Raw genomic sequence first — 14,321 nt, 5'->3', positions numbered from 1 at the left:
ATTTTAAATTACTATTTTTGGTTAGCCATTAAACCTAATTATCCCCGTTACACCAAATGACAATTACGTGAAAAATATTCTTTTTATTGCGTGATCTTCCGCGCAAAAAAAAAACAAAAATTCTGCTTACACTTTAGTTAACCTTGTTTTGACATATTATTAACATTCGCAAGGAGAATATTAATATGACTCAAATAATGAAGCACTCTATTCCTGCTGTCATTGCAGAACATGCCCTGATGAATAAACAACAATATCAACAAGACTATCAATTATCGCTACAAGATCCCGAAAGATTTTGGGGTGAGAAAGGTAAAATTGTTGACTGGATTAAACCTTACACCAAGGTAAAGAATACCTCTTTTGATCCTGGACATGTCAATATCCGTTGGTTTGAAGATGGAACACTGAATCTAAGCGCAAACTGTCTCGATCGCCATTTAAAAGAACGGGGTGATCAAACTGCTATTATCTGGGAAGGCGACGATCCAACAGAGTCCAAAACAGTCACCTATCGTGAACTGCATCATGATGTATGCCAGTTTGCTAATGCATTGAAAAATCTGGGTATTAAAAAAGGCGATGTTGTTGCTATTTACATGCCAATGGTACCGGAAGCGGCAGTTGCCATGTTAGCATGTGCCCGCATTGGTGCTATCCATTCAGTTATTTTCGCTGGTTTTTCTCCTGATGCCGTATCCGGTCGCATTATCGATTCGAACACTAAATTGGTTATCACTGCCGATGAGGGTTTGAGAGCCGGACGTACAATTCCCCTGAAAAAGAATGTTGATGACGCATTAAGTAATCCAGCGGTTGTCAATGTATCCAATGTGATTGTTTTTAAACGTACTGGAAATATTGGTAATTGGTACTCTGGTCGCGACCATTGGTGGCATGAGTTGACAGCAGACGTAAGTGCTGATTGCCCAGTTGAAGAGATGAACGCAGAAGATCCGCTGTTTATTCTCTATACTTCCGGCTCTACCGGTAAACCTAAAGGCGTGCTGCACACTACCGGTGGCTACTTGGTATATGCATCCTTATCATTTAAATATGTATTCGACTATCATCCGGGCGAAATCTATTGGTGTACAGCAGATGTGGGCTGGGTAACTGGACATAGCTATCTGCTCTACGGGCCGCTTTCCTGCGGTGCTATCACTCTGATGTTCGAAGGCGTGCCAAACTATCCTGCGGTTAACCGCCTAAGTCAGGTTGTTGATAAACATCAGGTAAATATCCTGTACACGGCACCAACAGCAATTCGTGCCCTAATGGCTGAAGGTGACAAAGCTATTGAAGGGACAAAACGTACTTCTCTGCGTATTCTGGGATCTGTAGGTGAGCCCATTAACCCGGAAGCATGGGAATGGTATTACCAGAAAATTGGTAACAGTCAATGTCCGATTGTTGATACCTGGTGGCAAACAGAAACCGGCGGCTTCATGATAACGCCACTGCCAGGAGCAACTGAACTGAAAGCAGGTTCTGCAACTCTGCCTTTCTTCGGTGTTCAGCCAGCCCTAGTTGATAACCTTGGTGAGCAATTAGAAGGTGCTTGTGAAGGAAACCTAGTTATTACTGATTCCTGGCCAGGACAAGCACGCTCACTATTTGGCGATCATGACCGTTTTGAACAAACCTACTTTTCTACCTTTAAGGGAATGTATTTTAGTGGTGATGGCGCACGCCGTGATGAAGATGGCTATTATTGGATAACTGGCCGTGTTGATGATGTACTGAATATCTCCGGTCATCGTCTGGGCACGGCTGAAATTGAATCCGCTTTGGTTTCCCACCCCAAAATTGCTGAAGCCGCTGTCGTCGGTGTTCCTCATAATATCAAAGGGCAGGCAATTTATGCCTATGTCACTTTGAATCACGGCGAGGAACCTTCCCCAGAATTATATACCGAAGTCCGTAATTGGGTGCGTAAAGAAATCGGCCCGATCGCGACACCAGATATCCTGCACTGGACAGATTCTTTACCAAAAACCCGCTCAGGAAAAATTATGCGCCGCATCCTGCGTAAAATTGCTTCCGGTGATACCAGTAATCTGGGAGATACCTCAACACTGGCAGATCCAGGGGTAGTGGAAAAACTATTGGAAGAAAAACAAACAATGAGTATTTCGTGACATACCATGCCGCCGCAAGGCGGCTTAATCAATGAATATAATAAAAATATAAGAGGATATTCTGATGAACGACGCCATTTACCAAGGGATCGATAATAACCCTCGTTTCAAAGAATTAGTTGAAAAACGAAGCCGTTTTGCATGGCAACTAACAATAATCACATTAGTTTTGTATGTCAGCTTTATTTTCCTCATTGCATTTGCACCCGAATGGCTGGGTACCCCTCTTTATGCTGGTTCATATATTACCCGTGGGATACCTGTTGGCATTGGCTTAATTGTTATCTCATTCATCTTAACTGGCCTGTATGTAATTAGAGCTAATGGCGAATTCGATCGTCTTACCTCACAAATTCTTGACGAGGTAAAAAAATGAAGAAATTTTTGCTGACAATAATACTGCTATTTCCTAATCTCATATGGGCCAACACAATCTCTGGTTCCGTAGAAAAGCAACCCGTCAATATTCAGGCCATTATTATGTTTGTCCTGTTTGTTGGTTTCACACTCTATATCACTTACTGGGCCTCAAAAAAAACTCGCTCCCGTACTGACTACTATACTGCGGGTGGGCGGATTACTGGTTTCCAAAATGGCATGGCGATTGCGGGGGATTTTATGTCCGCAGCATCATTCCTTGGCATTTCCGCTCTGGTCTATACGTCCGGTTACGACGGGCTGATCTATTCTATCGGCTTTCTAATTGGCTGGCCCATTATCCTGTTTCTGATTGCCGAACGATTAAGAAATCTTGGGCGCTACACTTTTGCAGATGTTGCTTCTTACCGGTTACAGCAACGTCCAATCCGTATTTTATCTGCAATTGGCTCACTGGTTGTTGTTGCCCTCTATCTTATTGCACAGATGGTTGGAGCAGGTAAGCTTATCGAATTACTTTTTGGCCTGAATTACCATATTGCGGTCGTATTAGTTGGTATGCTGATGGTACTTTATGTCCTGTTTGGCGGCATGCTGGCAACGACCTGGGTACAAATTATCAAAGCCATTCTATTGCTGGCTGGCGCTACCTTTATGGCTCTTATGGTTATGAAATCGGTAAGCTTCAATTTCAACACGCTGTTTAAAGAAGCGATTGCTGTTCACTCAAGAGGTGAAGCCATCATGAGTCCAGGAGGGTTGGTATCTGATCCGATTTCCGCTCTTTCTCTTGGTCTCGCGTTGATGTTTGGTACTGCTGGTTTACCTCATATCATTATGCGTTTCTTTACTGTAAGTGATGCGAAAGAAGCACGGAAAAGCGTTTTCTATGCTACTGGTTTCATCGGCTATTTTTACATTCTGACGTTCATCATCGGTTTTGGCGCTATTTTACTGGTCAGCCCAAACCCGTCATTTAAAGATGCTACAGGTGCGCTAATCGGTGGTACTAACATGGCAGCCGTTCATCTTGCAAGTGCCGTTGGGGGGGATTTGTTCCTTGGTTTTATCTCCGCTGTAGCTTTTGCCACCATTCTGGCAGTTGTAGCAGGACTGACACTGGCTGGAGCATCAGCAGTATCACACGACCTGTACGCAAACGTCATTAAGCACGGCAAAGCCAACGAGCGCGATGAATTGAAAATATCAAAAATAACGGTTGTGATACTTGGGTTTGTCGCAATTGGATTAGGTATTTTATTTGAGAATCAGAACATAGCCTTTATGGTTGGATTAGCATTCTCTATTGCTGCAAGCTGTAACTTCCCAATCATTCTTTTGTCTATGTACTGGCGCAAACTCACTACCCGTGGCGCATTAACCGGAGGTTGGCTAGGGTTAATTACAGCTGTTGTTTTGATGATTCTAGGCCCAACAATTTGGGTCAGCATTCTCGGCCATGAAAAATCAATCTATCCTTATGAATATCCAGCATTATTCTCAATGATTGTCGCTTTTACCGGTTCATGGCTATTTTCTCTTACCGATAATTCACTACAAGGTATGCGAGAAAGAGAACTATTCAGAACCCAATTTATTCGATCACAAACAGGGCTTGGTATCTCACAAGGAAAATCACATTAGTTACGATTTTATATTCAACCTCTCCTTCGGGAGAGGTATTTTTATTAGGAAACCATCTGAACTCAGAGCTATTTCGCAAATTAAGCTCTTGTTTTATTCTTAGGTTAATGATTAACTTTATTATTTCAATTCGCTACTTAACATTATTAGCCTATATGCGAAATAAATTACCCATTCTTATTATCTTGATTTTGGCTTTACTGCCAATAATTTTCATTGGAAATGTGGCTAATGAGTATAAGTTAAAGATAGTAATACTGAGTTTTTTTCTGACAAGTACTAACGCATTTCTCTATCGTTTTAAATATTTCAAGCCTTTAATTTTACTTATCTCTTTATTATGGTCACTTAATATATCTACATCATTTTTCTTCTCTAGCAAACACCAGATAAGCTTCTCTTCAACCGTCATTCCGCACCGTATTTCTGATTTAAAAATAATGTGATCTTACACAGGTTTTTTGTATTGATGACATCGGTGGGGTTGACGGTAATCGCTAATTTTGATCTATTATTTTTATTTGCCGGAAAACGAATATGTCCACACCCATACCTGCCATTAAACGTCTCGATCATCTTGGCCTTATCGCCGCTTTTTGTCATGAAGCCGGTTTACCCCGCATGATTGATGCCATTATCCCAAAATATTCATCGCATACCGTCTCTCACGGCGACGCTTTTCTGGCGATGATCCTTAACGGGCTGGGGTTTCACAGCCGGACATTGCACATGTTTTCTGGCTTTTTTCAACATAAGCCGATTGCGCGTTTAATTGGCGCTGACATTGAAGCTGAACACCTTAATGATGATGTGCTCGGCCGTACACTGGATGCCTTATATGAAGCGGGGGTGTCGGAAGTTTATCAGGTGCTTGCTGAGCAAGTGGTTGATAAATTGGGGCTGAAGCCCGATTCCGTTCATTTGGATATCACGAGTTTTCATGTCGATGGTGACTATGACAGCGCGTTGGGAGATGACACAAAACGCATTGCACTGGTGCCGGGTTATAGCCGGGATCACCGGCCTGAACTGAACCAGGTTGTCCTTGAACTGATTTGCGAAAATCAGGCAGGCATCCCTGTCTATATGCAGGCTATGAGCGGGAATACGAATGATGCCAAAGCCTTTGCCCAGACGATCAAAACCCATATTCAATGTCTGAAAGCGGCACAAAACAGCCGCTACTTTGTGGCCGATGCTGCCCTTTATACTGAAGCCGCGATCGCTTCGCTTCATCAGCAAAAACAACGATTTATTACGCGTGTTCCCCTGACGATCAAGGAAGCTAAACAGTCTCTCCTGAACGTGACAGCGGAGCAATTCAGCCCCATCAGTGAGGGCTATTCAGGCTGCTGGGTGACGTCATCGTATGGCGGCGTTCCTCAGCGTTGGTTACTGGTGAACAGTACGGCGGCTGAAAAACGTGAAAACCAGACTTTCCGGAAAAACACACTCAGGGAAACAGAAAACGAGTCTAAACAGTTCGACAAACTGGGCAAAAAATCCTTTGCCTGCCGGGAAGATGCCTTACAGGCACTGCATGATTTTGAGTCTCAATGCCAGCTTATCGGCATCGCCTCGCCGGAAATTCAGGCGATTACCGTCTATGCGGGGCGCGGGAAACCCGGCAAGCATCAACACCCCAAATCGGTTCATTATCAATTAGCTGGTCAGGTTTATACCCGGTTAGACAAGGTGAAGCAGGCCAGATTGCGGGTCGGGAGGTTTATTTTAGCGACCAATGAACGGGATGAAGGACGGCTTGATATGGCGGCGTTACTGGCTAATTATAAGGCACAACAAAAGGTGGAACGGGGTTTTCGCTTCCTGAAAAGTCCGGAATTCCTGACGTCTGCTATTTTCCTGAAAAAACCAGAGCGGATAGAAGCGCTGTTAATGGTGATGACATGTTGTCTCATGGTTTATGCGGCGCTGGAACATAAAATTCGCCATGAATTGAAACAAAGTGTGCCGTTTTTCCCCGATATGAAGAACAAACCGACACAATCCCCCACCGCGCGTTGGGTGTTTCTGGCCTTTGAAGGGATCAGCACCTTTGAATTTCAAGAACATAAAATGGTGACAGGAATGCAATCTTACCACCATGAGCTTTTGAGTTTATTAGGCGCACAATATAAAGCGGTTTATTCCTGAATTAGGTGCGGAATGAAGGCTTCAACTATTGCCAATACTTTTATCAATACAAATAGCAGTGAAGCTGTAGGTATGTTGTCTTACAACAAACACTATGTATTCTTCTTTATTTTCATAATGTTAACTTATTTACTGTCTATAAGATGGTTATCAAAAAATGCAGATCCCCGATTTCTAAAAGCCAATATATGGGCTTTATTATTTGTCTGCTTATTAGTACCAGTTGATTATTATATTTCAGGAAAAAAATATTCAGGCAAGATCATTTTGCCGGAGCATTTTTTAATGGGAACACCATTCTATAACTCATCAGCAATGGTAAGAGCAATATATGAAAATCAACAGATCAGGAGAATTTCATCTGTTAAAGTAAATTTCGATTATATAAAAAGAGATAAAGATATTGATACTTATATATTATTAATAGGAGAATCAGCAAGAAGAGACCATATGTCTCTATACGGTTATAATAAAGTCACAACACCAACATTAGACATAATGCAGAAAAATATGCTGATATTCAATCAAGCTATTTCTCCAGCACCAGTTACTATATTATCTGTACCTATTTCACTGTCTAATATCACTTTATATCAGCTCAGAGATAAGGCTCATTATGCTGACAACATTGTATCCTTGGCTAAAGATGCAGGATTTAAGACAACTTGGATAAGTAATCAAGGCAGATCTGGCAAAAGTAACAGCTTAATTACCGTTATCGCCAATATGGCTGATAATCAGCAATGGAATAAATATATTGGATATGATGAAGAGTTGTTACCTTATTTAGATGATGCTCTAGAACAAAAAGGCAAGAAACTTATTATCATGCATATCTACGGAAGTCATGAACCATCCTGTAACCGCTTCCCAGAAAATAAACTAATCCCCTTTTCATCAAATGAAGATGATAACTGCTATGACAGCTCAATAGCTTATACAGACCAACTAATGAAAAAAATCATCAATAAAATCAAAGAAAAAAAAGCCTCCATCCTCTATTTCTCAGATCACGGATTACAACGCTTAGATAAGAATGGTGACATCCGTTATCATCATGGTGTCAGTAACCCACGAAAAGATACTTATAATATCCCCTTATTTATCTGGTATAACGATAATGTTAATGCACAATATCACCACACTGGTGTAGTAAATACGCCTTTTTCAACTTCAGATAATTATTATCTTATTAGTAACTGGTTGGGTATTTATCATAAATCTCAAAAACACTGCCGTTCCCCATTGAGTAACTGCTTTAAACCACCGAAAGAATTAATCGTGATAGATGGTAATAAAAACCTGATGAAATATAGCGAACTTCCTGATGAGAAAGATATGAACGATTTTGGTAAATGATCTAAATTCAAGATCTATACCCAAGAAATTTCAAGATGCAGTTTTTAGCACCTGAAAATGGTCGTTAATTCTAGACATCAGCGAGTCCGCTATATCAGGTAGCGTTGTGGTGAAAAAGCGGATCTTCTGCCCACCACACAGGCTGTGATGCGCAACTTTGGCATGCCTTCCCCTGAGGGTTATCGCAAGGCATTAACGCTTAATGAAAATGGCCGAGCGTTTCCATATACCAGTAGTGACTCTTATTGATTCTGCGGGCGCTTATCCAGGTATTGGTGCTGAGGAGCGGGGACAAGCCGAAGCGATTGCGCGAAACATTATGGAAATGTCTTGCTTAAAAACGCCAATCGTCTGTGTGATCACAGGAGAAGGTTGCTCTGGTGGTGCGTTAGCGATAAGGGTCGGCGATCGCATTAATATGTTGGAATACAGTACCTATGCAGCAATTTCACCAGAAGGTTGCGCATCTATCCTTTGGAAAGATGCACAAAAAGCTCAGGTTGCTGCTGAAGCGATGGGAATGACGGCGAAATGACTCAAAGAGCTTGGTATTATCGATACTATTATCCCAGAGCCACTTGGTGGTGCTCATCGTGGTTATTTGATCGCGGGTGAAAATTTAAAACAACAGCTACTCGCCGATTTGTCAGCATTGAAAATGCTCGATATTGAAACATTACTGGCGGAACGCTACCAAAAAATTATGGCAATTGGCTATTGTTAAGGAGAGCATAAAAAAGTCAGGGACACTTATGCGGCAACCACCTCTGTCAAATTATGATCCGTTTCTTCACATAATTTTATGCCCGGATACCAATGCTCGAATCGGGCTTTTAAATTATCATTGAGTACCGCTGCGCCTGCCTAGAGTTAGTAATGCACACCTTGTTGGCTCCATTGCATCTGCTGCTTTTTCACCATGCGTTTAGCGATGACTTCATTGATCGTCGATTCAACAAATGAAGCCGTCATTCCGCACCGTATTTCTGATTTAAAAATAATGTGATCTTACACAGGTTTTTTGTATTGATGACATCGGTGGGGTTGACGGTAATCGCTAATTTTGATCTATTACTTTTATTTGCCGGAAAGCGAATATGTCCACCCCCATACCTGCCATTAAACGTCTCGATCATCCTGGCCTTATCGCCGCTTTTTGTCATGAAGCCGGTTTACCCCGCATGATTGATGCCATTATCCCAAAATATTCATCGCATACCGTCTCTCACGGCGACGCTTTTCTGGCGATGATCCTTAACGGGCTGGGGTTTCACAGCCGGACATTGCACATGTTTTCCGGCTTTTTTCAACATAAGCCGATTGCGCGTTTAATTGGCGCTGATATTGAAGCTGAACACCTTAATGATGATGTGCTCGGCCGTACACTGGATGCCTTATATGAAGCGGGGGTGTCGGAAGTTTATCAGGTGCTTGCTGAGCAAGTGGTTGATAAATTGGGGCTGAAGCCCGATTCCGTTCATTTGGATATCACGAGTTTTCATGTCGATGGTGACTATGACAGCGCGTTGGGAGATGACACAAAACGCATTGCACTGGTGCCGGGTTATAGCCGGGATCACCGGCCTGAACTGAACCAGGTTGTCCTTGAACTGATTTGCGAAAATCAGGCAGGCATCCCTGTCTATATGCAGGCTATGAGCGGGAATACGAATGATGCCAAAGCCTTTGCCCAGACGATCAAAACCCATATTCAATGTCTGAAAGCGGCACAAAACAGCCGCTACTTTGTGGCCGATGCTGCCCTTTATACTGAAGCCGCGATCGCTTCGCTTCATCAGCAAAAACAACGATTTATTACGCGTGTTCCCCTGACGATCAAGGAAGCTAAACAGTCTCTCCTGAACGTGACAGCGGAGCAATTCAGCCCCATCAGTGAGGGCTATTCAGGCTGCTGGGTGACGTCATCGTATGGCGGCGTTCCTCAGCGTTGGTTACTGGTGAACAGTACGGCGGCAGAAAAACGTGAAAACCAGACTTTCCGGAAAAACACACTCAGGGAAACAGAAAACGAGTCTAAACAGTTCGACAAACTGGGCAAAAAATCCTTTGCCTGCCGGGAAGATGCCTTACAGGCACTGCATGATTTTGAGTCTCAATGCCAGTTTATCGGCATCGCCTCGCCGGAAATTCAGGCGATTACCGTCTATGCGGGGCGCGGGAAACCCGGCAAGCATCAACACCCCAAATCGGTTCATTATCAATTAGCCGGTCAGGTTTATACCCGGTTAGACAAGGTGAAGCAGGCCAGATTGCGGGTCGGGAGGTTTATTTTAGCGACCAATGAACGGGATGAAGGACGGCTTGATATGGCGGCGTTACTGGCTAATTATAAGGCACAACAAAAGGTGGAACGGGGTTTTCGCTTCCTGAAAAGTCCGGAATTCCTGACGTCTGCTATTTTCCTGAAAAAACCAGAGCGGATAGAAGCGCTGTTAATGGTGATGACATGTTGTCTCATGGTTTATGCGGCGCTGGAACATAAAATTCGCCATGAATTGAAACAAAGTGTGCCGTTTTTCCCCGATATGAAGAACAAACCGACACAATCCCCCACCGCGCGTTGGGTGTTTCTGGCCTTTGAAGGGATCAGCACCTTTGAATTTCAAGAACATAAAATGGTGACAGGAATGCAATCTTACCACCATGAGCTTTTGAGTTTATTAGGCGCACAATATAAAGCGGTTTATTCCTGAATTAGGTGCGGAATGAAGGATGAAGAAGAAATCGGCTCACCATATCGGTACATTTCGCCGTAATTCAGGATCATCATGCTGTTATTTTCAATATATATGCAATTAACTTGAAGATGCAGGCTTTAAAATTTGGAAATTATCAGTCAGCAGGATAGTTGTAACTGCTTGAACTCGAAAACCGTCATACTTGCAACCCATCTCCTTATGCTCACTTTAAATGACAATGAAATATCGGGATTATATGGGTAAACCTGCCGCAACATTTGCTCGCGCAACTCGGAAGAACGGGAAGGCTCCAGTTGATTATTAAACAGTGCTCAGATTAATATATGCTTTTTATTTGGGAAACCGCATTGAAATTAGTTATCAGAAAATAATTTCTAAGCTCAAATTTCACTGTGTAATAAGAAAAACGCCCCAAAACGCAAAAACCCCCAGCTTACGCTGAGGGGGTTCGCTTAATGCAAAGCCTGGCAGTTCCCTACTCTCACATGGGGAGACCCCACACTACCATCGGCGCTACGGCGTTTCACTGCTGAGTTCGGCATGGGGTCAGGTGGGACCACCGCGCTATCGCCGCCAGGCAAATTCATTCCATTCCAACCGTGATACCCGCCTTTAACAGCTCGCACCACCATCAGAACCAATCCGGTCAACAAGCTAAAATTCTTTTCGTCTCTCTCACCAAAACACCTTCGGTGTTGTAAGGTTAAGCCGCTCGGTTCATTAGTACTGGTCAGCTCAATGCATCGCTGCACTTACACACCCAGCCTATCCACGTCTTCGTCTTAAACGTTCCTTCCGTGACCTTAAAGTCAAGGGAAGACTCATCTCAAGGCAAGTTTCCCGCTTAGATGCTTTCAGCGGTTATCTCTGCCGCACTTAGCTACCGGGCTATGCCATTGGCATGACAACCCGTACACCAGCGGTGCGTCCACTCCGGTCCTCTCGTACTAGGAGCAGCCCCTTTCAATCTTCCAACGCCCACGGCAGATAGGGACCGAACTGTCTCACGACGTTCTAAACCCAGCTCGCGTACCACTTTAAATGGCGAACAGCCATACCCTTGGGACCGACTTCAGCCCCAGGATGTGATGAGCCGACATCGAGGTGCCAAACACCGCCGTCGATATGAACTCTTGGGCGGTATCAGCCTGTTATCCCCGGAGTACCTTTTATCCGTTGAGCGATGGCCCTTCCATTCAGAACCACCGGATCACTAAGACCTACTTTCGTACCTGCTCGAGCTGTCACTCTCGCAGTCAAGCTGGCTTATGCCTTTGCACTAACCTCACGATGTCCGACCGTGATTAGCCAACCTTCGTGCTCCTCCGTTACGCTTTGGGAGGAGACCGCCCCAGTCAAACTACCCACCAGACACTGTCCCCGTTCCGGATCACGGAACTGGGTGAGAACATCGAACATTCAAGGGTGGTATTTCAAGGATGGCTCCATGCAGACTGGCGTCCACACTTCCTGGCCTCCCACCTATCCTACACATCAAGGCTCCATGTTCAGTGTCAAGCTATAGTAAAGGTTCACGGGGTCTTTCCGTCTTGCCGCGGGTACACTGCATCTTCACAGCGAGTTCAATTTCACTGAGTCTCGGGTGGAGACAGCCTGGCCATCATTACGCCATTCGTGCAGGTCGGAACTTACCCGACAAGGAATTTCGCTACCTTAGGACCGTTATAGTTACGGCCGCCGTTTACTGGGGCTTCTATCAAGAGCGTCGTGCTTACGCGCTAACCCCATCAATTAACCTTCCAGCACCGGGCAGGCGTCACACCGTATACGTCCACTTTCGTGTTTGCACAGTGCTGTGTTTTTAATAAACAGTTGCAGCCAGCTGGTCTCTGCGACTGGCTTCGGCTCCGGATGTTTCTTCCTTCACCTGCTGCCAGCGTGCCTTCTCCCGAAGTTACGGCACCATTTTGCCTAGTTCCTTCACCCGAGTTCTCTCAAGCGCCTGAGTATTCTCTACCTGACCACCTGTGTCGGTTTGGGGTACGATTCAATGTCACCTGATGCTTAGAGGCTTTTCCTGGAAGCCGGGCATCAACCACTTCACCGCCGTAGCGGTTCGTCATCACGCCTCAGTGTTACAGCAGAACGGATTTGCCTGTCCTGCCCACCTGCACGCTTAAACCGGGACAACCGTCGCCCGGATGGCCTAGCCTTCTCCGTCCCCCCTTCGCAGTCACATTCAGTACAGGAATATTAACCTGTTTCCCATCGACTACGCTTTTCAGCCTCGCCTTAGGGGTCGACTCACCCTGCCCCGATTAACGTTGGACAGGAACCCTTGGTCTTCCGGCGAGCGGGTTTTTCACCCGCTTTATCGTTACTTATGTCAGCATTCGCACTTCTGATACCTCCAGCGCGCTTCACAGCACACCTTCGACGGCTTACAGAACGCTCCCCTACCCAACGACACCTTAGTGTCGCTGCCGCAGCTTCGGTGCATGGTTTAGCCCCGTTACATCTTCCGCGCAGGCCGACTCGACCAGTGAGCTATTACGCTTTCTTTAAATGATGGCTGCTTCTAAGCCAACATCCTGGCTGTCTGAGCCTTCCCACCTCGTTTCCCACTTAACCATGACTTTGGGACCTTAGCTGGCGGTCTGGGTTGTTTCCCTCTTCACGACGGACGTTAGCACCCGCCGTGTGTCTCCCGTGATACCATTCTTCGGTATTCGCAGTTTGCATCGGGTTGGTAAGCCGGGATGGCCCCCTAGCCGAAACAGTGCTCTACCCCCGAAGATGAATTCACGAGGCGCTACCTAAATAGCTTTCGGGGAGAACCAGCTATCTCCCGGTTTGATTGGCCTTTCACCCCCAGCCACAAGTCATCCGCTAATTTTTCAACATTAGTCGGTTCGGTCCTCCAGTTAGTGTTACCCAACCTTCAACCTGCCCATGGCTAGATCACCGGGTTTCGGGTCTATACCCTGCAACTCATGCGCCCAGTTAAGACTCGGTTTCCCTGCGGCTCCCCTAAACGGTTAACCTTGCTACAGAATATAAGTCGCTGACCCATTATACAAAAGGTACGCAGTCACCCCCATAAATGAAGGCTCCCACTGCTTGTACGTACACGGTTTCAGGTTCTGTTTCACTCCCCTCGCCGGGGTTCTTTTCGCCTTTCCCTCACGGTACTGGTTCACTATCGGTCAGTCAGGAGTATTTAGCCTTGGAGGATGGTCCCCCCATATTCAGACAGGATACCACGTGTCCCGCCCTACTCGTTGAGCTCACAGTGAAGAGGGTTTAGTGTACGGGACTTTCACCCTTTACTGTGCGACTTTCCAGACGCTTCCACTCACCCCTTCACTGATGCAGACTCTGGGCTGCTCCCCGTTCGCTCGCCGCTACTGGGGGAATCTCGGTTGATTTCTTTTCCTCGGGGTACTGAGATGTTTCAGTTCCCCCGGTTCGCCTCGCTTGACTATGAATTCATCAAGCGATAGTGCAACGGATTGCACTGGGTTTCCCCATTCGGACATCGCCGGTTATTACGCTTCATATCAGCTTACCGACGCTTTTCGCAGATTAGCACGTCCTTCATCGCCTCTGACTGCCTAGGCATCCACCGTGTACGCTTAGTCGCTTAACCTCACAACCCGAAACTGTCTCGGCTTGCGGATTGTTGAGAGACTCATCAATAACCCCTCGGGGAGGTTATTGACTGTATTCAATTTTCAGCTTGTTCCAGATTGTTAAAGAGCTTTTATCGGTAAGCCGACTTCATCACAAATCCGCTTAACGATAACACGACAACGGCTTTCACCCGTCATCACCGCAAGTGGCGTCCCCTAGGGGATTCGAACCCCTGTTACCGCCGTGAAAGGGCGGTGTCCTAGGCCTCTAGACGAAGGGGACACAATGGCCGGCTTCGCAGACGCGTCTTGCTCTACTTTTATCAGACAAT

General features: G+C 45.4%; 6 protein-coding genes, 1 tRNA gene, 2 rRNA genes and 2 pseudogenes. 7 read left to right on the top strand and 4 right to left on the bottom strand.

What is annotated here, in order from left to right; translation table 11 throughout:
• The first annotated feature begins 185 nt into the window (after positions 1-185).
• The 6 genes and pseudogenes from acs to ACUN2T_RS00395 form a co-directional block, all read left to right on the top strand.
• Positions 186-2,141 carry an acetate--CoA ligase gene (gene acs / locus ACUN2T_RS00420; protein WP_445495728.1) on the top strand — a complete coding sequence of 652 codons (1,956 nt, stop codon included), beginning with the start codon at positions 186-188 and terminating at the stop codon, positions 2,139-2,141.
• Positions 2,142-2,205: 64 nt separating this feature from the next.
• On the top strand, positions 2,206-2,517 hold the full coding sequence (locus tag ACUN2T_RS00415; protein WP_445495727.1) for a DUF485 domain-containing protein: 312 nt from the start codon (positions 2,206-2,208) through the stop codon (positions 2,515-2,517).
• Complete coding sequence (actP, locus tag ACUN2T_RS00410; protein ID WP_445495726.1) at positions 2,514-4,163, top strand: cation/acetate symporter ActP; 1,650 nt, start codon at positions 2,514-2,516, stop codon at positions 4,161-4,163. Before ACUN2T_RS00415 ends, actP begins: the two co-directional genes overlap by 4 nt.
• A gap of 537 nt (positions 4,164-4,700) precedes the next feature.
• A complete protein-coding gene (locus tag ACUN2T_RS00405) occupies positions 4,701-6,317 on the top strand; it encodes an IS1634-like element ISPlu4 family transposase (protein WP_445495725.1) in 1,617 nt (538 codons plus the stop codon).
• Positions 6,318-6,329: 12 nt separating this feature from the next.
• Complete coding sequence (locus ACUN2T_RS00400; RefSeq protein WP_445495724.1) at positions 6,330-7,676, top strand: phosphoethanolamine transferase; 1,347 nt, start codon at positions 6,330-6,332, stop codon at positions 7,674-7,676.
• A 132-nt stretch (positions 7,677-7,808) separates the two neighbouring features.
• Positions 7,809-8,400 (top strand): annotated as a pseudogene (locus ACUN2T_RS00395) (carboxyl transferase domain-containing protein); the annotation flags it as partial.
• Positions 8,401-8,426: 26 nt separating this feature from the next.
• Here ACUN2T_RS00395 and ACUN2T_RS00390 read toward each other — a convergent pair.
• Positions 8,427-8,648, bottom strand: a pseudogene (locus tag ACUN2T_RS00390) (ISKra4 family transposase); the annotation flags it as partial.
• A 125-nt stretch (positions 8,649-8,773) separates the two neighbouring features.
• Here ACUN2T_RS00390 and ACUN2T_RS00385 point away from each other — a divergent pair.
• The gene (locus tag ACUN2T_RS00385) at positions 8,774-10,390 is read left to right on the top strand and encodes an IS1634-like element ISPlu4 family transposase (RefSeq protein ID WP_445495723.1); all 1,617 of its coding nucleotides are present in this window, start codon (positions 8,774-8,776) and stop codon (positions 10,388-10,390) included.
• Between the two features lie 468 nt (positions 10,391-10,858).
• Here ACUN2T_RS00385 and rrf read toward each other — a convergent pair.
• The 3 genes from rrf to ACUN2T_RS00370 form a co-directional block, all read right to left on the bottom strand.
• Positions 10,859-10,974, bottom strand: a 5S ribosomal RNA gene (rrf, locus tag ACUN2T_RS00380).
• A gap of 121 nt (positions 10,975-11,095) precedes the next feature.
• Positions 11,096-14,006, bottom strand: a 23S ribosomal RNA gene (locus ACUN2T_RS00375).
• A 190-nt stretch (positions 14,007-14,196) separates the two neighbouring features.
• Positions 14,197-14,272 (bottom strand) — tRNA-Glu (locus ACUN2T_RS00370).
• Positions 14,273-14,321 lie beyond the last annotated feature (49 nt).

This window comes from Photorhabdus machadonis (assembly GCF_052657765.1).
The sequence above is the reverse complement of the archived record's forward strand: the minus strand, read 5'-3'. Positions and strand labels throughout refer to the sequence as shown.